Consider the following 20545-nt stretch of genomic DNA (forward strand, 5'->3'; position numbering starts at 1 on the left):
CTCACGACGCGGCGACGCATTTTCCGAAATCACCCGCCCCGCCCGCCCGGAACTCCTTAACAGAGACACCCCGCAGCGCGGCCCCTTCCGCGCCCGGGGGGGAGGTGTTGCCATGACCGCACCCAGGATTCCGCCGACCTTGCCCGCCGCGCAGCGCGCCCCCAGCCCCGTGCTACCTTCCGGGCCGATGCCGCCGTCTCTCCGCGTGATCCGCTGCTCCGAGGTCGTCCCGGATCTCGAGCGCTGGGTGCTGACGGAGGAGACGGTGCCCGAGTCCAGCCCCCACGATCTGTTGAGCGAGCGCATCCGCGGCTTGTTGCTCGGCTGGGCAGCCCGTGCCGCGCGCACCGTGAAGATAGGCCGCAACCTCGCCGTCCGCTGGGACCGCCAGCTCCCGCAGCTCGGGGTCGACCCGGACGTCTACGTCGTCGAGCCGCCGCCCCCGGAGGGGGACGCGGTGCGCAGCCTGAGGCTCTGGAAGAAGGGCCATGTCGCGCCGCGGCTCGCCGTGGAGATCGTCAGCGCGCAGCACCCGACGAAGGACTACGTCATTGCGCCGCAGAAGTATGCGGCTTGCGGGGTCGAGGAGCTGTGGATCCTCGACCCGTTCCACGAGGGCCCGCGCGCCCACGGCGGCCTGTTCCGCATCCAGATCTGGCGCCGCGTGGACGACGCTGTGCTCGCGCAGGTGCATGCCGGCGAGGGGCCCGCATGGTCGGAGCTCGTCCGGGGCTGGCTTCACGCCGCGCGGACGCCGGCCGGCGCGTCGTTCGACCTCAGCACCGACGAGGCCGGCGCGGAGCGCTGGTTGACCCCGGAAGAGGCGGAGCGCTCCGCCAAGGAAGCTGCCCGCCGGGAGGCCGCGCGCGCCCAGCGCAAGGCCGAAGCCGCGCAGCGCAAGGCCGAAGCCGCGCAGCGGGACGCCGAGGCCGAGCGCACGGCCCGCGAGGCCGCCGAGCGGCGCATCCGGGAGCTCGAGGCGCTGCTCGCCCGCGCTCGGTAGCGCTGCGCCCTCACCCTGTCTCCGTCCGGCCGTCACGAGCTGCGCCAGCACGACGCGTGCGACGACCGCCTCGGCCCCCCACCTGCGCTCTCGAGCTCAGCCCTCCGGCTTCCCCTCGGCCGAAAGCTCTATCTCCGAAAGCCTCCCCACGAGCGGATCCTCGCTCCCGAGCTGCTGAAACGCCCCCGGATCGCTCTTCTCGAGCGCCGCAAGGAGCTGCGCCAGCCCGCGCTGCGACCCGTAGTAGTTCGACATCTCGTGATCCTCGTCCGTGATGCAGGCGCGCACCGCGCTCCGCGAGACCTCCGGGAGCCGCAGCGCCTTGAGCGCCATCGACCACAGGCCGTCGATGCGGTTCTGGTCCGCCGGGAACTCCAAGAGGCCAGCCATGGTGAGCAGCATGGCGCAGCGCTGCCCCCTCGGCGTGGACAGCTCCCCTTCGCCCGCGAGGTGGCCGAGATCGAAGGCGCGGCGCATGGCGTCGGCCGCGCAGAGCAGGCGCTTCAGCTCCTTTGCCGCGTGGCTCAGGTGGCTGTGGAACATGACCTCGACCGAGAGGCCGCCGAGCGCCTCCTCGCTCTGCTGAAAGCGGGTGATGACCGGGAGCCGCCCGAGATCCTGCTGCACGGCGCCGCCCGCGGGCACGTCGTGGGGCGGCTCGCGGTGGCTGAAGAAGCCCCCCGACTGGAAGGCATAGTAGAGCTCGCTCTGGCCCGCGAGCCCCGCCCAGATGTCCGAGTACTGCGCGACGCGATTGAGGCTGCCCGCCGCCCAGTTGAGGCCCGCCGCGCCGTCGCCGCCGATCTGCGACGCGCTCACCCCCGGGTCGCGCGGCGTCATCGAGGCCTCGATGTCCTCGGCGATGTCCGCGAGCTGGAAGTCGAGGAATCCGTCGTAGTAGTCCGCGCGCCCGTCCCGGTTCACGTCGGAGTAGCGGGCGACGACGAGCGGGTGTGAGGGCCCGACGAACTGCGAGAACCCGGCGATCTGCGCCTGCGGGTGGGGCCACTGTGCCTTCCGGAGGCGCGCGTCGAGCTCCGCGTGCGACGCGCGCTTGCTCATCCCGCGCAGCGCGGCGACGAAGCAGTCGACCCCCTCGGACGAGGTGACCACCCCGTCCGGTCCGGTCCTGAAGTACGTCGAGTCCCACGAAGAGTAGATGTCGGCGTCCGGGAACATCTGGGAGACGGCAAAGCGCGTGGTGAGCCCCGCGCACTGCGAGTTCATCATCAGCTTGTACCCTTCCTGTTTCACCTGCACCGCGGCCGCGCGGAGGTCGAAGGCGCCGAGCTGGGCGTGCCGGTTGATGTGCACCCCGATGAAGAACGCCATCCCCATCTCCAGGTTCTCGTCGCGCGGGGTCGCGGCGCGGGCGAAGACGCGGATGGGCTCGCCGGCGGGCGTCTTGAAGGGGGCCTCGAAGGCGCGGTAAGGGCTCGAGGCGTTCGGCGACGGGGGCGCCTCGGGCGGGAGGGCGATCTCCTTGAAGCCGTGGGTCGACACGAGGATGTTGCACTCGCCCTCGTGGAACTCCGAGGCGCCGCACATCGCGAGGTTCCACGGTCCCGTGAGCTCGTCGTACGGCGGCGCCTCGCGGAGCAGCCCGCGGACGAGCCCCCGCGCTCGCTCCTGCTGGGCCGCCGTGAGCCCCGGGGCGCGCAGCTGGAGCAGGTGGATCGCGTGCGCGCGCAGCGCCGGCCGGGCGGTCTCGTCGCCCGCCTCCCTCTCGATGAGCGCGAGGATCTCCTCGGCGGCGCGCTCCGCGACCGGCGCGAAGCCGCGGTCGTCCAGCGACGTCGCGATGAGGTGCGCGAGGATGGTCGTCGCCGCCGAGCGCAGGGTCGCGGCGGCGGTCGGATCGCGCCTCGCCTTCTCGCCGCCCACGGTCGCGATCTCGAGCGCCGCGCGCGCCTGATCCAGCAGCGCCGCGCCCCGGCGCGCCGAGAGCCGCTCCTTGCGCGCCGGCTCCTCCGGGTGGAACGCGCTCGGCGGGAAGAGCTGCGTGAGCGTGCTCGTCCGGCGCGACGAGATCCACCGGGCCGCGGTGACGAGGGCATCGCGGGCGGCGGGCCCGTCGGGGCCGAGGGTCGGGCTCGCGCTGAACACCCCGGCGGGCAGGAGCCAGAGCGGCGCGGCGCCCTCGCGCCCCGCGTTCAGGTCGATCGGCGCCGCCTGCGACGCCACGCCCGGATCCGGCACGACCTCGACGCTGGAGACGGCGACGGCGCGCAGCCGTCGACGCACGGGCGAGCGGCCGGGAAACACGATGAGCACCGCCTTGCCCTCGCGCTCCCGGAGCGCCGCAAGGCTGTCCCCGGGGACCGGCGCCGAGAGCGAGATGGCATGATCGCTGTCGCTCATCGCGACCGCGAGCAGGTGAATGCCTGGCGCGGATTTTCGCTCTTCGAAGGCGGACGACGCGGCTGGCCCGACGGCATCCACGGTGCCAGGCAGGTCGACGAACCCTCGGGGCGAACGGATCCGGACGATGACATCGCTGGGCATGACGCTCTCCTGAGGTGGGGGAGCGTCGCCGCGTTCAAGATCCAGGCGCAACAGGAATCCGATCCGGCAGAACGCTGGCGTATCGCATCACAACCGGATCTTGGCGAGCTCGACACTGGCTCGTTCAGGCAGCTCCCTCAATGGCTCTCCGGCAGATCCGGAGTCGACCAGATCACTGCTCGTTCGATGGCGCGCGCTTCGATGGCGCGATGACGGGGTGGCGGGGCGACTCTTGCGCTGACGAGGCGGAGCAGCGAAGCAGGGAGAAGCCTGCTCCGGCGGCGATGAGCACGCCGGCGGCGACGAGCTTGATCCCTGCGCGCTTCGCGCGGCGTGTCCCTGCCGGCGAGGCGACCGCCCCCTCTCCGGCGAGCGCGGCGGTGGCGCCGGCCGTCGCCGGCGAGCAGAGCGCCGCGGCGCCGGGCGGCGCCTCCAGGGAGGCCGCTCCGGCGCCGCGCGCGCGGGGCCGGTTGCTCGAGGGGGGCGCTGGCAGGAGGCTGCCTGCGCGCAGCGTCGCGGTCGACGCGTCCCCGTCCAGATCGGCGGTGCTGGCCGGGAACGCGTCGCTGATGCGGGCGTCGGGCGCGAGCGAGCCGCTCGCGCGGGCGCTGGGCACGAGCGGGTCGCTCGCGCGGGCGCTGGGCACGAGCGAGTCGCTCTCCGGAACCCTGGGCGCCGCCGGGGGGCCGAAGGGGCGGAGGGCGGCGGCCGCGTAGCGCTCGAGGAGCGCGCCTACCTCGCGGAGATCGGCCGGGCGCTGCGCGCGGTCCGGGCTGAGCATGCGATCGATCATGGCTGCGACGTCGGCGGGCAGCGTCGGCGCGCTCTCGCCGATCGGCTGGATGGAGCCGGTCAGGATGCGCTTCATCACCTTGCCCATGTTCTCGGCCTCGGTGGGCCGCACCGAGGTGAGGCACTCGTAGAGGATGACGCCGAGCGACCAGATGTCGGCGCGGTGATCCACGTCGTGCTCGCCGAGGATCTGCTCGGGCGACATGTAGTACGGGGTCCCGAGCATCTCGCCGCTCCCGGTGCGACCCCAGGACCAGCTGGTCTCGCCGGGCGCCGCGGTGACCTTGGCGATGCCGAAGTCGAGCACCCTGACGCGGGCGTCGTGCTGCGCGGCCTCCGGCGCGTCCGCGGAGCCGCGCGCCGCCGCGCCGCTCGGGTGCTCCTCGGCGGCGTGAGCGGCTGTGCCGGGCGAGCCTCGTGGCGCGGCCGCGTCGGGCGTGAGCAGGAAGATGTTGTCGGGCTTGAGGTCGCGGTGGACGATCCCCAGCGCGTGCGCGGTGCCGACGGCCGAGATGACCGGCAGCAGGATGCGCGACAGCTCGGGGAGCGGGATCTGCGCCTCGCGCAGCAGCTTGTCGCGGAGCGACTCCCCCTCGAGCAGATCCATGACGAGGAACGGCGTCCCGTTGTCGAGCTCGAGCACGTCGTGGATGGATGGCACGTTCGGGTGATCGACAGCCGCCGCCGCGCGCGCTTCCCGGACGAGGCGCCGCCGGGTCGACGCGTCCTCCGCCGTGCCGGGGCGCAGCAGCTTCAGCGCCACACGTTCGCCGTCCGCGAGGTGGGTGGCGGCCCAGATGACCCCCATGCCTCCCTCGGCCAGCTGGCGATCGACCCGATAGCGACTCGCCACCAGGGCGCCTGGCATCAGCGGATTGCTCACGCGGAGATCAGGATACCACGCGCCGTCCTCCTGACCTTCTCCGCGCGCCTCAAACGCCCAAACACCGCTCCGGTCGGACAATTACGTGTTCGACGCAGCCCCGCGCACCCCGGCGCGCCATACGACATAGGTGCTCGTGTGTACGTCCCTGTCGCCGCAAAAGCGCGGTGATCTTTTCAACACGGATGTTCGGTTGCCCACCGCGACCCCGGGAGCCACATAACATCACCGGCCCCCTGTACGTCCCTGTTACCGCAGAAGCACCGATATCTTCTCGACATCGAACTTCACCGGTCATGAAACACACCATGCCAAGCCGCGTCACCACCGCTCCTTCATCCATCGTGGCGCGCCCCTCACCGAGCTCATCCCTGGTGAAGCCCCCTCGTCACCGACCTCATCCGCCCTGAAACGCTCCCGCCGAGCTCCTCCGCCCCGGAATGCGCCCCGCCGAGCTCATCCACCCTGGAACGCACCCCGCCGAGCTCATCCGCCCTGGAATGCGCCCCGCCGAGCGGCGCGCGCCCGCACAGGAGACGGGCCCAGATCGGCGTTTTCGGCGCGCAGGCGTGCTCCAGCACGCCGAGCACCGAAAACGTCGAGGTGGGCCCGTATCCGCAGCGGGCGCGTGCCGCTCAGACGGCGGGCCAGATGGATCCGGCGCGCCGGCGCTCGGTGTAGGCCTCGGCCGAGAGCGCGTAGCGCAGGAGCTCGTTCGACACCGGGTGTTGAAGGAGCAGGCGGGGCTCCTCGGTCGAGCGGGCCATGTCGCGATCGTACCGGCGGAGGTAGTCGATCGCGGCGAGCGCGTCGCCGCAGAGCAGGTAGCCGATGCGGTGCTCGCTCCGGCGCAGGCCGAGGACGAAGGCGCGCGCGTCGTACGACACAGCGACGGTCGACGCGAGCTCCTCGAGCATCTTGCGCTGGCGGCGCCCGATCGCCCGCTGCACGCCGGGGAGCATCTGCTGCGCGGCGTGCTCGCGCGGGGGCGAGATGGCGCCCGACCCGAAGCCGGGATCGATCGTGCGGATCGACGCCAGCAGCAGGCCGTCGGTCGCCTCGGCCGGGATCTCGTCGAGGAACGTGAAGCCGACCGCGATGCGGGCGAAGAGGCGGGCGAGCGCGAACGTCTGCTCGAGCTCCGGGAGCTCCATGAACGACGTCGGCGCGACGAGGGCAGGGGGATCACCCGGGAAGACGCGGGCGGCTCCTTGCCACGAGGGGACGAGGTAGAGCTCGAACGCCTCGACGCCGAGCGCGCGGCCCACCCGCTCGGCGAGATGCCGCGTCGGGTGGTTGTCGCGCGGGCTGATCCGCTCGCGCGAGCTGATGCCGAAGTTGCTCAGCTCGAAGCGGATCGCCTTCGCGGCGATCGGCGCGATCGCCAGCGCCACGTCGATCCACGGGCTCCGGGCCTCCGGGAGGAGCAGCCGGCCCATCTCGGGGCCCGCGAAGGCCCCGGCGTACGGCGCCTCCGACGGGACGCGCCGGCCCCTGAGCCGGGACATGCGGTCCAGCGACACCTCGCCGAGGCAGGCGCGGACCTCCTCCACGGTGATCCGCTCCTCCGCGCGCCCGTCCTTGGCGAGCGCGGCCTCGAGCGCGGCGAGCGCCGGGCCGAGGTCCGGGAGCCGCGTGAAGACCTCCGGATCGGGCGTCAGGACGTCCCGCAGCACCTGGACCGCCTCCGCGTTGCGGCCCGCGGCCTCGAGCCCGCGGCCGAGCGCGGTGCGCGACTCGGGCGGCGCGCCCGGGAGCGCGACGGCCTGCTGGAGGCGCGCGAGCCCGTCGCGAGGCCGCACGAGCAGGGTCGACTCGAGCAGGCCGAGCGTGGTCAGCCAGCGCGGATCGGCCGGGATGCGGCGCGACTCGGCGATCTCGAGCAGCTGCGCGAGCGCCTTGGCGTAGGCCGCCGCGCCCTCGCTCGTGTCGACGCGGTACAGGCGGGCGAGCGCCACCCACCCGCGCGTGTCGCCGCCGGGCGCGCTCACGATCGCGTCGCACAGCGTGCGGACCATGCCGGCCGTGTCGCCGGCGTCGCGGTAGGCGTCCGCGAGGCGCAGGGCGGCCTCGACGCGGGAGCCCGGGTCGGGCGACAGCTCGACCAGGCGCCCCAGCGCGCGCAGCGCGAGCGCGTGGTCGCCGCGCGTGACGCCGAGCTTGTGCAGCCGCTCGAGCGCGGGACGGTTCTGCGCGTCGAGCGACAGGACCGCCTGGAGCGCGTCCTGGGCGAGCGCCGGGTTCGCGAGCGCGCCCTCGTACAGGTCGGCGATCAGGAACTGCGCCGCGATCTTGGTCTCGGCGTCCGTCGCCGCGGCCACCGTGCGCTTCAGGGCGTCGCGCGCCTCGAGCCAGACGCGCTGCGCGGTGAGCAGCCGCGCGAGCAGGAGCAGCGCGGCCGCGTCGTTCGGGAGCGTCTCGATGACCCGCCGGACGGCCGCGATGCCCACGCCGGCGTCGATCGCGCCCGGGCGCCCGTGGTGCTGCAGCACCGACCGGGCGATCTCCGTGCCGAGCAGCGAGATCGCCTCGCGGCTCGCGGCCTTGCCGAGCGCCTCGCCGAGCCGGTCGGTGAGCCGCTGGGGATCGCCCGCGAGCTCCCTGGCGAGCGCGCGCGCCGCGGCCACGCAGCTCGGATCCGCGCGGAGCGCGCTCTCGTACAGATCGAGCGCGCGCGCGCGGCCCTCGGGGGACGCGTCCTCGGCGGTGAGCTCCGCCGCGCGCACGAGGTGCATCGCGCGCGCGGGCGCTCCGAGGACGAGATCGGCGAGCGCCAGCTGGGCCGCGATCACGCTCGCGCGGTCGCCGAGGCGCTGCGCGAGCCGATCGAGCCCGCGCGCCGCGATGACGCTCTCCGGCCACAGCCCGAGGGCGTTGCGGAAGCCGGCGAGCGCCGCGCGGGCGGCGGCGAGGTCCGCGTCGGCCTGCGCCTCCGCGAGGAGCGCCTCCTCGACGCTGTAGAGGGCGCGCGCGATGGGATCGGGCGTCAGCTCCCGGCTGTCGCGGATGGCGCTGGCGAAGAGGGCCTGCGCCCGCGGCGCGATCGGATCCGCGGGGCTCGCCTTGGCGGCGATGCGGAGGATCGCCATGTGGGCGGCCGCGTCGTCGGGCGCCTCCTTCACGATGCGCGCGAGCGCCTCGAGCGCGGCGCTCGGCCCGAGCTGCTCCTCGAGCGACGCGATCTCCCAGAGGGCGCCGCCGCGCGCGGTGGCGGAGGTGAACACGTCGGCCTCCGCGCGCAGGACGGTCGCGAGCGACGTCGGCGCCTCGAGGTGCCGATAGAGCTGCTCCAGCATGCGGAGCGCCGGGACGTGGTTCGGCACCACCCCGACGAGCCCCTCCAGGATCTCGACGGCCTGGCGCGGGCTGCTGTCCGCGAGGACCAGCGCAAGGGAGATCCGGAGCGCGTGATCGACGAGCGCCGGCGGCTTGCGCTCGAGCCAGCGCGCGTACAGCCCGGCGAGCTCGCTCGCGATCATGGAGGCGGACATCCCCGGCAGGCTGGGCGCGCGGGCGCCGGTCGCGGGCCGCTGGGCGACGGGCGCGCCGAGGCCGACGCCGACGCCTGCGCCGCCGGCGCGGACGTAGATGCGCTCCATCGCGTCGAGGATCGCCGGATCGTGCTGGCCCGAGGCGAGCGCCGCGTCGGCGCGGGCGAGGAGGCGGAGGGCGTCCTGATCGCGCCCGAGGGCGAGCTCCTGCACCTCGGCCGCCTGGAAGAGCAGCCGCGCGTGGTCGTCGGGCCGCTGCGCCTCGTCGGCGAGCGAGCTGAGCACCTCGACGAGCTTCTCGTAGTTGCCGGTCTCGCGGAGGAGCCGCGCGATCTCGATCCGCGGCAGCGGGTGGGCGGGCCGCTTCCGCGCCGCCTCGCGGTACGACTCCACGGCGCTGTGCGGCCGCTTGAGGCGCCGCTCGTCGAGCCCCGCGACCTCGAGCCAGAGGCTGAACGCCGCGTCTCCCGCGGGGTCGCGCTGGATGAGCTTGAGCAGCGCGCGCCGCGCCTCCTCGTACCGGCCGGCGCGCTCGTCGAGGCGGACGCGCGCGCGCAGCGCGTCGGGGTCGGCCGGATCGATCGCGAGCGCGCGATCGACCAGCGACGAGGCCCGGTCGCGATCGCCGAGCCTGAGCTCGGTGACGTCGGCGGCGCGCAGGAGGAGCCTGCGCTGCTCGCGCGGGCTGCCCGTGAGCTCGGCCTCGGCGCAGAGCGCGCGCGCGAGCCGCTGCGCGTCGCCCGCGCGCGCGGCGTTGCGCTGGAGCGCGAGGATCGCGGCGCGCCGCTCCGGGTCGATCGCGAGGATCTTCTCGATCTCCTCCACGGCGCGGGCGGGCTGGGCGAGCTCGTCCTCCCAGATGGAGACGAGCTTCTCGAGCAGCCCGATCTTGCGCGTCGGGTCCTCCGTCGCGCTCGCGGCCTGCGTGTACAGGTCGAGCCGCGCCTGCACGCCGCGCGGATCTTCCTCGACGGCCAGGGCGTCCGGCGTGAGCAGGGCGGAGAGCGCGTCGAAGACCGAGCTGTTGCCCGGCTCGATCGCCCACGCGGCGCGCAGGATGGCGAGCGCCTCGTCGCGCCGCTTCAGGTGGCGCTCGGAGATGTCCGCGGCGCGGAGCAGCGCCGCGACCCGGACGGGCGCGGGCCGGTCGGCGTTGGCGACGGCGGTCCACACCTCCACGCGCTCGGCGTGGTGGCCGAGGCGCTGGAGGGCGCGGTCGAGCCGCTCCCGCGTCGAGCTGTCCTCGGGATCGAGGTCGAGCGCGCGCGTCGCGTGGAGCGCGGCCTGCTCTGCGCCCCCGAGGGTGTCGTAGATCTCCGCGAGGCGGACGTGCTCGTGGATGATCGCCTCTTTGTCGGTGAGGAGCGCGAGCTCCTTCTGGCGCACGTTGGCGGCGAGCTCGAGCATGCCGTTCGCCTCGAGCAGGCGGATCAGCTCGCCGACCACGCGCCGCGCGGTCGGCGAGCCGGCCGGGGCCCGCGTCGACGCGCGCCGGAGGAGGGGCACCGCGTCCGCCGGGGAGCGGATCTTGTCGATGAGCAGCCGCGCCGCCGTGTAGAGCAGCCGCGCCGCGCGGTCGTCGTCGCTCTCGTGATCGGCCTCCAGGGAGAGCGCGCTGACGAGGCCGACGATGCCGTCGTGGTGCACGAGGTGGCGGCGGAGCGCCTCCCGCACGGGCCCAGGCCCTGGATCGAACGCGATCGCGCCCTCGAGGGACGCGAGGGCGAGCTCCGGCTTGTAGAGCTTGCGATCGAGCACGGCGGCGCGCTCGACGTGGACCCAGGCGGTGAGCTGGCCGTCGCCGTCCGGCCGCCCGCGCCCTGGGGCGTAGGCGGCGGAGAGCCGGTCGAGGTGCGCGGCGAGGTCCTTGGCCGCCTGCTCGGCGCCGCGGGCGCTCTCGCGCCGGAGGGCGATCTCGAGCCCGCGCAGCGACGCGGCGTGGAGCGGCACGAGCCGCAGCGCCTCGGTGAACGCCTCGCAGCTCTCGGGCGTCCGCCCGAGGGCCTGGAGCAGGCGCGCCCGCTCGGCGAGGAGGTCGGCCCGGAGCGCGTCGGTCTCGGCGACGCGGAGCTTGTCCTCGACGACCTCGAGCGCGAGGGCGAGCTCGGTGCGCGCGTCGAGCACGCGGTGGACCCGCGAGAGCGCCGGCTCGAGCGTGCGGGACAGCTGTCGCGCGCGCTCGTACGAGCGGCGCGCGGCGGCGGGGTTCTTGAGCACCCGCTCTTCATGGATGCCGAGCTCGACGAGGGCGCGCGCCGCGCCGACCGGATCGCTGCCCTTGAGCCGCTCGGCGCGCTGCTGGAGCTCGGCGGCGAGGTCCGGCGCGGCGAGCTGCGGGCTCTGCGCGGGCGCCTCGGGCGCGTTCGGCTGCGAGCGGGGCGCCGGAGGTGGCTGGGCGGGCGCGTGCGCGGCGCTCGGCGCTGGCGCTGGCGCATGCGCGGCGTTCGGCGCATGCAGGACGGTCGCCGCATGCGCGGCGCTCGGCGCGTGCAGGACGGTCGCCGCATGCGCGGCGTTTTGCGCGAGCGCCGCTGGGCTCGGCGCGGGCGTGGCGCCCGGCGCATGCGCGGCGTTCGGCGTGACGCCCGGTATCGGCGTGCGCGTGGCGTTCGGCGTGGGCGCGCCGCCCGGCAGCGGCGCGCGTGGGGCGCCCGGCGTGGGCGCGCCGCCCGGCAGCGGCGTGCGCGTGGCGCTCGGCGCGTGCGCGCCGCCTGGCAGCGGCGTGCGCGTCGCGCTTGGCGCGGGCGCCGGCGCGGCGCTCTGCGCGGGCGCGGCGCTCTGTACGGGCGCGGCGCTCTGCGCGGGCACGGCGCTCTGTACGGGCGCCGGTGCGGCGCTCTGCGCGGGCGCGGCGCTCTGTACGGGCGCGGGCGCAGCGCTCTGCGCGGGCGCGCCGCTCTGTGCGAGCGCCGGCTCGATCGACTCGACCGAGATGGGCGCCGGCTCGATCGACTCGACCGAGATGGGCAGCGGCGTCGCGGTCGGCTCGACCGAGATGGGCAGCGGCGTCGCGGTCGGCTCGACCGAGATGGGCATCGGCGTCGTGCTTGCGTCGAAGGCGGCGATCGCCTGGGCCGCGCCGCCCGGCTGGGAGCCCGGCGCCGGCTTGCCCGCGCTCGCGGCGGAGCCTGGAGCGGGCTGCGTTGCGGCGCGGTTCGGGCTCGGCGGGCGCTGGCCTGGGCCGCGCGCCGGAGGGCGGGCTGGGGGGGATCCAGGGGGCGCCGTCGTCTTGGACCTGGACGCGCCTCCCGGAGGCATCGGCGGCGGTGGCCTCGATGGCGGCGCAAGCGACGGCGGCGCCGGTGGCGGCCCGCTCGCGACGCTGCCGTCCTTGCGGCGGATCAGCGGCGGCGGCCTGCTCGGTACCGGCGGCGGTACGCTCGGGGCCGGCGTCTTGTTTGGCCCTGGCGGCGGCGCGCTCGGCGGCAGCGGCGGGCTCGAGGCCAGCTGCGGGCTCGGCAGCGGTGGCGGGATCGAGGTGAGCGGCGGGCTCGGCAGCGGCGGCGGGTTCGGCGGCGGCAGCGGGCTCGCCGTCGCCGGCAGCGGTTCTCCGTCTGTCGGTGCGCTGGCGGCCGCCGGCAGCGGCCCGTCGCCTGTCGGCGCGCTCGCGGTCGCCGGCGGCGGCTCGCCGCCTGTCGGCGCGCTCGCGGCTGCCTGCAGCGGTTCGCCGTCTGCCGGCGCGCTCGCGCTCGACGGCGCGCCGAGCCTCGACGTGCTCGTGCCGACGAGCAGCGTCTTCGCGCCGGGCTGAGGTTGCGCGCTCGCGCGCGTCATTTGAGCGTTGTCGGCGTTGGCTTCCCAGCCACCTTCGTCCGGCGATCCGGACAGGCTCGGCAAACCAGGCCGGCGCGACGCTTCGTGTTGCGGATCGTCCCCGTGGGCCACCGCCGCGGATGCTACACATCCACGCGCCTTCAATCTACAGTCGATGCGCCTGCTCGCCGGCGTCGCGCGCTTACCGATACAGGGGCGACCTACTTGTTGAGCGGTGCTGTCGACGCGCAGCGCAGCAAGGCGAGCTTCATCGCTTTTCCGGCCGGGTGCGCCACGAGCAGCGCATCCGCGGAGGCGGCGATCGGCTCGCCGCGCCCGAGGGCCGGCTCGGCTTGCAGCCCGCCGTCGAGCTCGCCTCTCGCGGTGAGCGTCGCGAGCTGCGTCGGGCCGGACGCGTTCGCGATCGCGAGCCATGCCGCTGCGCCCGCGGCCTTCGCCGGGCCTCGAGCGCCGGGAACGAGCGCCGGCACCCCGGCGCCCAGGCCCAGCGCGGCCTCGGGCGGGGCGTCCTGCTCGCGATCGCCGCCGACGAGCACGCGCGGCTCGCTGGCGCCGCCGAGCCGCACCAGCACGGCGCTGATGCGCCCCCCGATCGAGCCGCTCGGGGTGTCGTCGTCCCGGAAGGCGAGGATGAGCCCGTCGTCGTCGCCGAGCGTCAGGTCGTACGCCAGCACGTGTCCGTTCTTGGGGGTGACCGCGCGGGGCGTCGCGGTGAGCGCGCCCGTCTCGTCGAGGGGGACCACCTCGATCCACTGGTGGGTGATCGTCTCGCCTGCCGCGGCGGTGTCCTCGTCGCCGTCGTCCATCTTGGCCGCGGCCTTTCGCGCCGGCTCCTCGGCGCGCGCGATGTACGCGAGCCAGTAGCCGCCCGGCCGGCCGAGCACGCGCGGCATCTCGGCGTCGGTGCTCGGCTGGGAGACCGGGCGGGCCGACGTCACGGAGCGCAGCGTGCCCACGTCGGCGGAGGCGAGCATGATCCGCGATCGCTTGCCGTCGCGGGTCACGTCGTCCCAGACGATGACCGCGCGCTCGCCGGACGCGGCGATGTCCAGCGCGAGCGACTCGTCCCGCCCCTCGGCGAGCTCGGCCCCCCACGTCACGTGGTCCCCTTCGACCCTGGCGACCTTGATCGCGCGCCCGCCCGCGTTCGGCTCGAGCATCGCGGCGAGGATCGCGCCCCCGGCGCCTGCGACGACCGGAGGATCCATGTCTCCGCGCGATCGCGCGAGGCGGACGAGCTTCCCCTGGGCGCCGTCGGCCGAGAGCGTGGCCACCATCGCGACGGTCCCGCCCTCGGCTTCGCGCTGGGCGCCCACGGCGAACCCGCCGGAGAACGTCGTCCCGCGGCCTACCTCGACGGCGAACGGCGCGATGTCTTCAACGCCGTCCGCGCCGCCGCCCCCCGCGCCTTGCTCGGCCCCGCGCGCGGGCGGCGCGTCGCCGATGACGAACGGCGGCGGGCTCGCGGGCGTGCAGCGCGGGGGCGCCGGCTGCTGCGCCGCGGCGGCATCGTCGGCGTCGCTCGGCGCGGACGCCGCGGGGCTCGCGCTGGGCGGCGCGGGCGCGTCGCTCGCGGCGCCTCCCGGGGCGGAGCAGGCGCGCCACACGACGAGGCCACCGACGGCGAGGGCGACGGCCAGCGCGCCCTTCCAGGCGACGCCCTCGGGCTCGTCCGCTGGCGGCGGCTGTCGATCTGCGCCCGTGCTCCCCTGGCTGGTGTTCCGCTGGGCGGCGCGCTGGTCGGGATCCATGGGGCGTGGGTGTTAGCGCTGATCGCTCCGCGAGGGCAGGGGGAGCGTATTGCGGCGCCAGATCTGCGTGGCAGTTCGGCCGCCTCTGCGCGGCGCGACGCCGGTTCGCGCGCGCTGGGTCGTGCCGATATCCATCGATGCTCGATATCCACCATCGAGGGACCAACTCGGGGCGCAGGACCCTGCGAGTTCACCTCCGCCAGGAGGACGAGCGATCACCGAAACAGCCATCTTGTTCCCGGGCCCGGCGTGCGTTTGAACCAGGCCGATCGTGTCCACGACGGGCCTCCCGACACGGCCCCTCCATGGATCATCAACGACCTGAACTTTCATGGGGATCGCACGCGCGCAGGCGAGCTCATCTGCGTCGCCGGCTGGACCCACGATCGCGGCGCGCGCCGCGCTCCGGGCATCCTGGTGAGCCGAGAACTTCCCCTCCGCCGCCGGCGAGGTTAACGAGCGGCTGTCAGCTTCGTCCGTCCGGCGCCTGGCGCCGCGGCCCTCCTCTCTTTCGTCGTGATGACCAGCCGTCCTCTCCTCGCCGCCTTCCTCCTCGGGCTCGTCGCGCTCTGCTGCGCGGCCTGCGTCGGCTCCTCGCCCACGCCGCTCGCCCCCGCGCTCCGCGGCTCGATCGGCGTCCCGCACCACGGCGTCATCACCGACGCCGTCGAGCTCCCGAAGCAGGGCCCGGGCTACCGGCTGCTCCGCAGCAACGGCATCCGGTGGGGGACGGCGGGGCTGGTCGCCGCGGTCCAGCGCGCCGCGGCGGAGGTGGCGCTGGCGCGGCCGGGCGGCGCGCCGCTCGTCGTCGGCGACCTCTCTGCGCGCTACGGCGGCGCGACGCGGGGGCACCGGTCCCACCGCACCGGGCGCGACGCCGACCTCTTGCTTTACGCGCTGACCCCGGACGGCCGCCCTGTGCGGTCGCCGGGCTTCGTCGCCATCGGGCCGGACGGGCTCGGGCGGATCAGCGATGGCGCCGAGGAGCCCGCGTCGCCGCGCGCCGGCGCGCCTCAGTACGTCCGCTTCGACGTCGAGCGGGAGTGGCTGCTCGTGAAGTCGCTCATCCGCTCGCCCGAGGCGCACGTCCAGTGGCTCTTCCTGGCCCGCTGGCTCGAGGCGCTGCTCATCGAGTACGCGCGCGCGCTCGGCGAGGACCCGGAGCTCATCTGGTACGCCGAGAGCGTGCTGCTCCAGCCGGGCGACAGCACGGCCCACGACGATCACATCCACCTCCGCGTCGCTTGCACGCCCGACGAGACCCTCTCCGGCTGCCTCGGCGGCGGCCCGCGGTGGCCGTGGCTGCCGGCGGTGCCAGAGCTCATCGCGCCGTCGGACAGCGATCTCGCCGCGGCGTTGCTCGACGACCTCCTGCCTGGAAGCGCCGCCGCGGGCTCTCGCGTGGCGGCTCCCGACAGCGCGCTGTGAGCCACCTCCTTGCGCACGGCGACGCGGCCGACGTCTGCGCGGCGCTCCCCGCGGAGGTGCGGTTCGATCTCGTCTACCTCGATCCTCCCTTCGGCGTCGGGACGACGATGACCGCGCGGGCGGCGCGCGGCCAGGCGCGCGGCCGGCGCAGGCCGGAGAGCGGGCCCGACGCGTACGACGATCGCGCGAGCGCCGACGCGCTCGTCGCGATGCTCGCGCCGCGCCTCGAGGCCATCCGCGATCGCATGACCGAGGGCGCGACGCTGTACCTGCACCTCGATCACCGCGCGGTCCACGACGCGAAGGTCGCGTGTGATCGCCTGTTCGGCCGCGGCGCCTTCCTCGGCGAGATCATCTGGGCGCCCGGCAACGGCGGCCGGGGCGCGCGCGGCTTCTCCGTCACGCACCAGACGATCCTCCTTTACGCGCGCGCCGCGAGCGAGCGCGGCCAGGTGGTCTACAACGCCGCGGATCCGACGCTCCGCGAGCCGTACGCCGAGACCAGCCTCGCGATGCATTTCAAGCACCGCGACGAGGACGGCCGCCTGTACCGCGAGCGGATCCTCGGCGGCAAGGCGTACAGGTACTACGCCGACGAGGGCCGCCGGCTCGGGAGCGTGTGGAGCGACATTCCCGGGATGGTCGCCAACACCCCGCTGCGCCGCGAGGCCACCGGCTACCCCACGCAGAAGCCGGAGCGGCTGCTGGAGCGCATCGTCCGCGCGTCCTCCGCGCCCGGCGCGACCGTCGCCGATCTCATGTGCGGGAGCGGCACCACCCTCGTCGCGGCCGCGCGCCTCGGCCGCCGCTTCGTCGGCGGCGACCGGAGCCCGCTCGCCTTCGCGACGGCGCGGGAGCGGCTCGACCGCGAGGGGATCGTGTACACGGCGCTGGAGGTCCCGCCGGCGCCGGGCGACGGGGTTGCACCGTAACGGGCGAGCGTCGTGAGGGGACCGCCGAGCGCAGCTCAGCGGGTAGAAGGGGCCATCACGAGCTCGGCGCGTTGCGTGCTTTCAGCATGCGTTCTGTGGTCTCGATGGCATGAGGCTCCGCAGCCTCCGTCTGGCTGGCCGAGCGTGGAAGATTCCTCCCGATGTCGCGGGTCAACGGATGATCGGGCCCCAGCTGACTGCGCAGCGTCTCGTGCGCTCGACGGCGCAAAGCGATACCGCGTTCCGTTTCGCCCAGGGCCAGGAGCACAGCTCCCAGGTTCCCCTCCATGACGGCCACCTCGGGGTGCCGGGCGGTCCCGTGAACGCGCTCGAGCATCGGGAGCGCGCGCTCGAGCGCCTCGCGTGCCCCCCCGAGGTTGCCCTGGGACAGGAGCACCATGGACAGCGACTCGAGCGAGGCGCTGATATCCTCGGGAGCGTTCGCCCCCTCGATCTTCGTCCTGATGCTCAGCTCTTGCTCCAGGAGCTGCCGCGCGTACGGCAGCTCGCCTTGCGCGAAGAGGACCCGGGCGAGGTGGTGGAGCGAATCGGCGACACCAGGATGCTCTCCCGTCCCGTAAACCCGCAGCTGGATCTGTAGCGCCCGCTCGAGGAGCTCGCGCGCCCCTCTCGAATCCGACTGGGCGAAGAGGGCGCGGGCGAGCTCGCGCAGCGAGGCGGCGACGCGCGGGTGCCAGTCTCCGTGCACCTTCGTCTCGATACGGAGCGCCTGCTCCAGGAGCTCGCGCGCGCGCGGCACCTCACCCTGCGCGAAGAGGACGCGAGCGAGGTCGCGCAGCGAGGCGGCGACGCGCGGGTGTTCCTCGGTCCCGTGCGTCCTCGTCAGGAGCGACGATGCCTCCTCCAGCTTGGTGCGCGCGCCGGTCAGATTGCCGGCGGCGATTTGAAGTTGAGCCAGCTCGCGAAGCACGTTCGCGCCCTCGAGGGAGGGCTCGACATCGTGATCGTCCACGAGCGTCAGCGCCTCTTCCAACTGCTTACGGGCTCCCGAGAGGTCGATCGACTGGATCACACCGACCAGCTCATCGACCAGCTCGGCGTGCTCCTTCAGCTCGCTCTCGGCGAAAACTTCGCGCAGGATTTCCCGGACCCTGCCCAGCTGCCCTCCGTCGGCCAGCGCCACACCCAGCGTGCGAGCGGCATCCATGTTGCCGCGCTCCTCTGCCAGCGCGCGCTGCGCCCAGTGGACGGCCACGATCGGATCCCCGTCCGCGATGGCGCCGCGCGCAGCACCGATCCAGCGGCGCTCGGCGATGAGCTGCTCGCAGGAGAAACGGAGATCCCGACGAGGCGCGATGTTGGTGCGCAGCAGGGACGTCCCCACTCCTCGCGCCGGCGAGATGCCATGTGCGCTGCAGAGCGGCCATAGCCGCTGCACCGGATCACCCGCTGCGCGCGCAACATCGTCGAGCCGCGCCTGCGGGAGGCCTGCCTCGAGCAGCCTGACCGCCGTCGTGACCGCATCGCACTCGAAATCGAGGAGCGCCGCGAGCCGTCCAGCGCCCTCGGCTCCCGCGGCCTCGAGCTCCCTGATCGCCTGCGCGAGCGGCATTGGACGCGAGTCCACCTCTAGCAGGCCCATGCTGCCGGTACCGGACATCGCGGCTCGACCGCGCGCCACGACCCGCTCGGTCACGAGCGGCTCTCTCCGCCCAGCTTCCACGAGCGCCCAACGCAGGCGGCGCAGCTCGAAGAAGCTGTCGACCTCGCAGGCTTCGATCCAGCCGCCGTCTGCCGCCCGGATCGCCTCCACCAGCGCCGGATACGGCGCCGTCGCGGACACGCGCACCCGCGTGCTCGCTGGCAGCGCCGCCGCGAACGCCTCATCGAGATCTCCTTCTTGCCAGAACATCCCCCAGCCCCGCTCGTCTGCCGCCCGGATCCCCCAGACCACCGGCGGCCACGGCCCTCTCGGGCACTCCAGCCGATGGGAGATCCAGTGGAAGAAATCCGGCGCCTTCCTCGCCAGGGCCGCCGAGGTCGCTGCGTCGCTGAACAGGATCACCCGGAGCGCCCGCTCCGCCAGGATCGGCCGCTCCACGTTCAGCCACCCCGCCTGCGCGGCGTCCGGCACGAGCACGACCACGGCACCCTTCGGCGCACGGGCAAGCTGCGTCGCGTCGGTGTGCACGAAAAGGTCCGGCTCGCCCATGGCGAGCGCCCGCACGAGGGACCCGAGCCGCTCGGGTCGCGCCTGGTCGATGAGGACGAGGACGCCTGCCTCGCCGAGCCGCAGGATCAGGCGGAGCCGCTCGTGGAGCGCGCGATCGGCCGGAGCAGGTGCATCGTCAGGAGCGGATGGGGGTAATACCATTCGGACTCGTTCGGATAGGGCAGGAGGTGGCCGTACGTGAGGAGCTCGCGCGCCCTCCCGTCGGAGGGGATGCGGTGCCGCGGGTTCGCCATCACCGCCTCGAGCACCTCGATATGACCTTCATCGAGGCCGGTCTCGAGCAGCCGGCGCATGCTGTCGAGCACCGCGTCGACGAGCGCCGGCGTCGCGTGCGGCGCGTCCTCGAGCCAGGCCTGCTCGGCGAGCGCTCGGATCAACTTCACGAAATCGCGCGCCCTGCCGCCGGAGTAGTAAGCGAGCCGCTCTAGCTCCGCCCGCGCGACGAGATCCGGCGCGCCCAGATCGGCGGTGCGCCGCGCGTAGAGCTCGCAGAAGAAATCGAGCCCGGGCCCGCGCTGCGTCGGATCGCGGTGATCCATGACCGGCTCGTTGACGAGCGGCAGGATCAGGTTGAAGCGCGGGATCGCGCTCGCCACGGGGCTCGATCGCAGCGCGAACGGGCCGCTCACGACCACGCGGCACTCGAGCTGCGCGATCATCTCCGACTCGATGAACAGCGCCTCCGCCCGATCGAGCTCGACGATCCGGTCCAGCCCATCGATGAGCAGCAGGATCCGCGTCGCCTTCGATTGCACGTGTCCGATGAGGACGTTGACGGCCTGAAGCAGCGTCTGCATCTCAGCGTCCTGATCGCGCCGCCGCCGTGCAGCCTGGCCGATGGGCAGGTTCCACTTGAGCGCGCCGGACGCCGCTTCGAGCACCTTGAGCCCGACCGTGCCCGCCGCCGCGGCGGGCGCGCCAAGCAGCGGCAGGCCTGCGGAGGCCAGCACCACCATCGCCTTCGCCAGCGCGCCCGCGTCCACGGCGGCCTGTGCACCGGGCGTCTCGGTGGCGCGCGCAACCTTCTCCCACGCGGCCGAGAGATCGGCGACATGGGGCGGGGGGATGGGGTAGGGGAGGAGCTCGCTGGCCGCGCGGACGAGGGCGAGGCCTGCGAGGAACACCACCTCCCAGGCGCCCACGTTGCGCAGGGCCTGCTCGTCGCCGACGACCTCGGCGAAATGGCGGTGCAGGTCGAGCACGATGACGAAGTCCTGGCCGCTGCGCGCCTCTGCGATGCGGAGGAGCTCGGTCGACTTCCCGGTGCCCGTCGTGCCCGTGACGAGCGCCCGCGTGTCCCCGAACGGCATGGCCACACGCTGGACGATTCGGCTGGCAGGGCTCCGCACCCGCTCGGCTCGCCACGCCCGGTTGTCCGCCGGACGGAAAGGGTCGAATCGCTTGTAGATGATCTCCCAGACGGCCCGGCGCGACACGGCACGACCTTAGCAGACCCAGCACCGGAGCACCTGTTCGGCCCCCGTGCGCCGGACGCGGACCCAGGCAGCGCGGCTCGCGCGCGAGAGGAACACGGCGTGGCGCGGCGCCTCCATGGGGGCGCTTGCGCGCAGCCACGCCCAGCGACTCCGCTCGGATCGCGTGCTGTCGAGCCGTCCATCCCTTGAAAGGCGGTGCTGGGAGGCGCGGACGCCGGTTTCAAACCTTGAGAAAGCCTCCTCGGTCACCGAGTGGCCCATTTCAACGCTTGAGAAGGCCTCCCAGGCCGCCGAGTGGCACACTTCAACGCTTGAGATGGCCTTTTAAGTCGCCGAGTGGCACACTTCAGCGCTTG

10 protein-coding genes are annotated in these 20545 nt (G+C 74.2%); 4 read left to right on the forward strand and 6 right to left on the reverse strand.

Annotated elements, in window-relative coordinates; translation table 11 throughout:
* Positions 1-112: 112 nt before the first annotated feature.
* Positions 113-1003 carry a Uma2 family endonuclease gene (locus WMF22_RS50760; protein WP_438034426.1) on the forward strand — a complete coding sequence of 297 codons (891 nt, stop codon included), beginning with the start codon at positions 113-115 and terminating at the stop codon, positions 1001-1003.
* Between the two features lie 96 nt (positions 1004-1099).
* On the opposite strand, the gene WMF22_RS50765 is transcribed toward WMF22_RS50760, so the two are convergent.
* The 3 genes from WMF22_RS50765 to WMF22_RS50775 form a co-directional block, all read right to left on the reverse strand.
* Entirely contained in the window at positions 1100-3508 is a 2409-nt protein-coding gene (locus WMF22_RS50765) for a hypothetical protein (RefSeq protein ID WP_438034427.1), read from the reverse strand.
* Positions 3509-3680: 172 nt separating this feature from the next.
* Positions 3681-5183: a protein kinase domain-containing protein gene (locus tag WMF22_RS50770; protein ID WP_438034428.1), complete on the reverse strand. Its 1503-nt coding sequence runs from the start codon at positions 5181-5183 to the stop codon at positions 3681-3683.
* Positions 5184-5818: 635 nt separating this feature from the next.
* Positions 5819-11710 carry a cellulose synthase gene (locus WMF22_RS50775; protein WP_438034429.1) on the reverse strand — a complete coding sequence of 1964 codons (5892 nt, stop codon included), beginning with the start codon at positions 11708-11710 and terminating at the stop codon, positions 5819-5821.
* Between WMF22_RS50775 and WMF22_RS50780 the strand changes: the two genes are divergently transcribed.
* Positions 11670-12425: a hypothetical protein gene (locus WMF22_RS50780; protein ID WP_438034430.1), complete on the forward strand. Its 756-nt coding sequence runs from the start codon at positions 11670-11672 to the stop codon at positions 12423-12425. The two genes, WMF22_RS50775 and WMF22_RS50780, sit on opposite strands and share 41 nt — an antisense overlap.
* Positions 12426-12648: 223 nt before the next feature.
* Here the strand turns inward: WMF22_RS50780 and WMF22_RS50785 are convergent, their stop codons facing one another.
* The gene (locus WMF22_RS50785) at positions 12649-14199 is read right to left on the reverse strand and encodes a hypothetical protein (protein WP_437297052.1); all 1551 of its coding nucleotides are present in this window, start codon (positions 14197-14199) and stop codon (positions 12649-12651) included.
* Positions 14200-14718: 519 nt separating this feature from the next.
* On the opposite strand from WMF22_RS50785, the gene WMF22_RS50790 reads away from it, so the two are divergent.
* Both WMF22_RS50790 and WMF22_RS50795 read left to right on the forward strand, forming a co-directional pair.
* The gene (locus WMF22_RS50790) at positions 14719-15627 is read left to right on the forward strand and encodes a penicillin-insensitive murein endopeptidase (protein ID WP_437297053.1); all 909 of its coding nucleotides are present in this window, start codon (positions 14719-14721) and stop codon (positions 15625-15627) included.
* The gene (locus tag WMF22_RS50795; protein ID WP_437297054.1) at positions 15624-16559 is read left to right on the forward strand and encodes a DNA-methyltransferase; all 936 of its coding nucleotides are present in this window, start codon (positions 15624-15626) and stop codon (positions 16557-16559) included. The genes WMF22_RS50790 and WMF22_RS50795 overlap by 4 nt, the downstream gene beginning before the upstream one ends.
* Before the next feature lie 55 nt (positions 16560-16614).
* Here the strand turns inward: WMF22_RS50795 and WMF22_RS50800 are convergent, their stop codons facing one another.
* Positions 16615-18894, reverse strand: coding sequence for a tetratricopeptide repeat protein (locus tag WMF22_RS50800; RefSeq protein ID WP_438034431.1), 2280 nt, complete (start codon positions 18892-18894; stop codon positions 16615-16617).
* Positions 18819-20189, reverse strand: a complete 1371-nt coding sequence (locus WMF22_RS50805; protein WP_438034432.1) for a hypothetical protein — start codon at positions 20187-20189, stop codon at positions 18819-18821. Before WMF22_RS50805 ends, WMF22_RS50800 begins: the two co-directional genes overlap by 76 nt.
* Positions 20190-20545 lie beyond the last annotated feature (356 nt).

This window comes from Sorangium sp. So ce204, from assembly GCF_051526795.1.
GTDB classification, from domain to species: Bacteria; Myxococcota_A; Polyangia; order Polyangiales; family Polyangiaceae; genus Sorangium; species Sorangium cellulosum_B.

Excerpts from the sequence above, each read along its gene's own strand:
- WMF22_RS50760 (WP_438034426.1), top strand. The coding sequence starts at position 113 with ATGACCGCACCCAGGATTCCGCCGACCTTGCCCGCCGCGCAGCGCGCC.
- WMF22_RS50775 (WP_438034429.1), bottom strand. The coding sequence starts at position 11,710 with ATGCCCATCTCGGTCGAGCCGACCGCGACGCCGCTGCCCATCTCGGTC.
- WMF22_RS50800 (WP_438034431.1), bottom strand. The coding sequence starts at position 18,894 with ATGGTATTACCCCCATCCGCTCCTGACGATGCACCTGCTCCGGCCGAT.
- WMF22_RS50765 (WP_438034427.1), bottom strand. The coding sequence starts at position 3,508 with ATGCCCAGCGATGTCATCGTCCGGATCCGTTCGCCCCGAGGGTTCGTC.
- WMF22_RS50780 (WP_438034430.1), top strand. The coding sequence starts at position 11,670 with ATGGGCAGCGGCGTCGCGGTCGGCTCGACCGAGATGGGCATCGGCGTC.
- WMF22_RS50785 (WP_437297052.1), bottom strand. The coding sequence starts at position 14,199 with ATGGATCCCGACCAGCGCGCCGCCCAGCGGAACACCAGCCAGGGGAGC.
- WMF22_RS50790 (WP_437297053.1), top strand. The coding sequence starts at position 14,719 with ATGACCAGCCGTCCTCTCCTCGCCGCCTTCCTCCTCGGGCTCGTCGCG.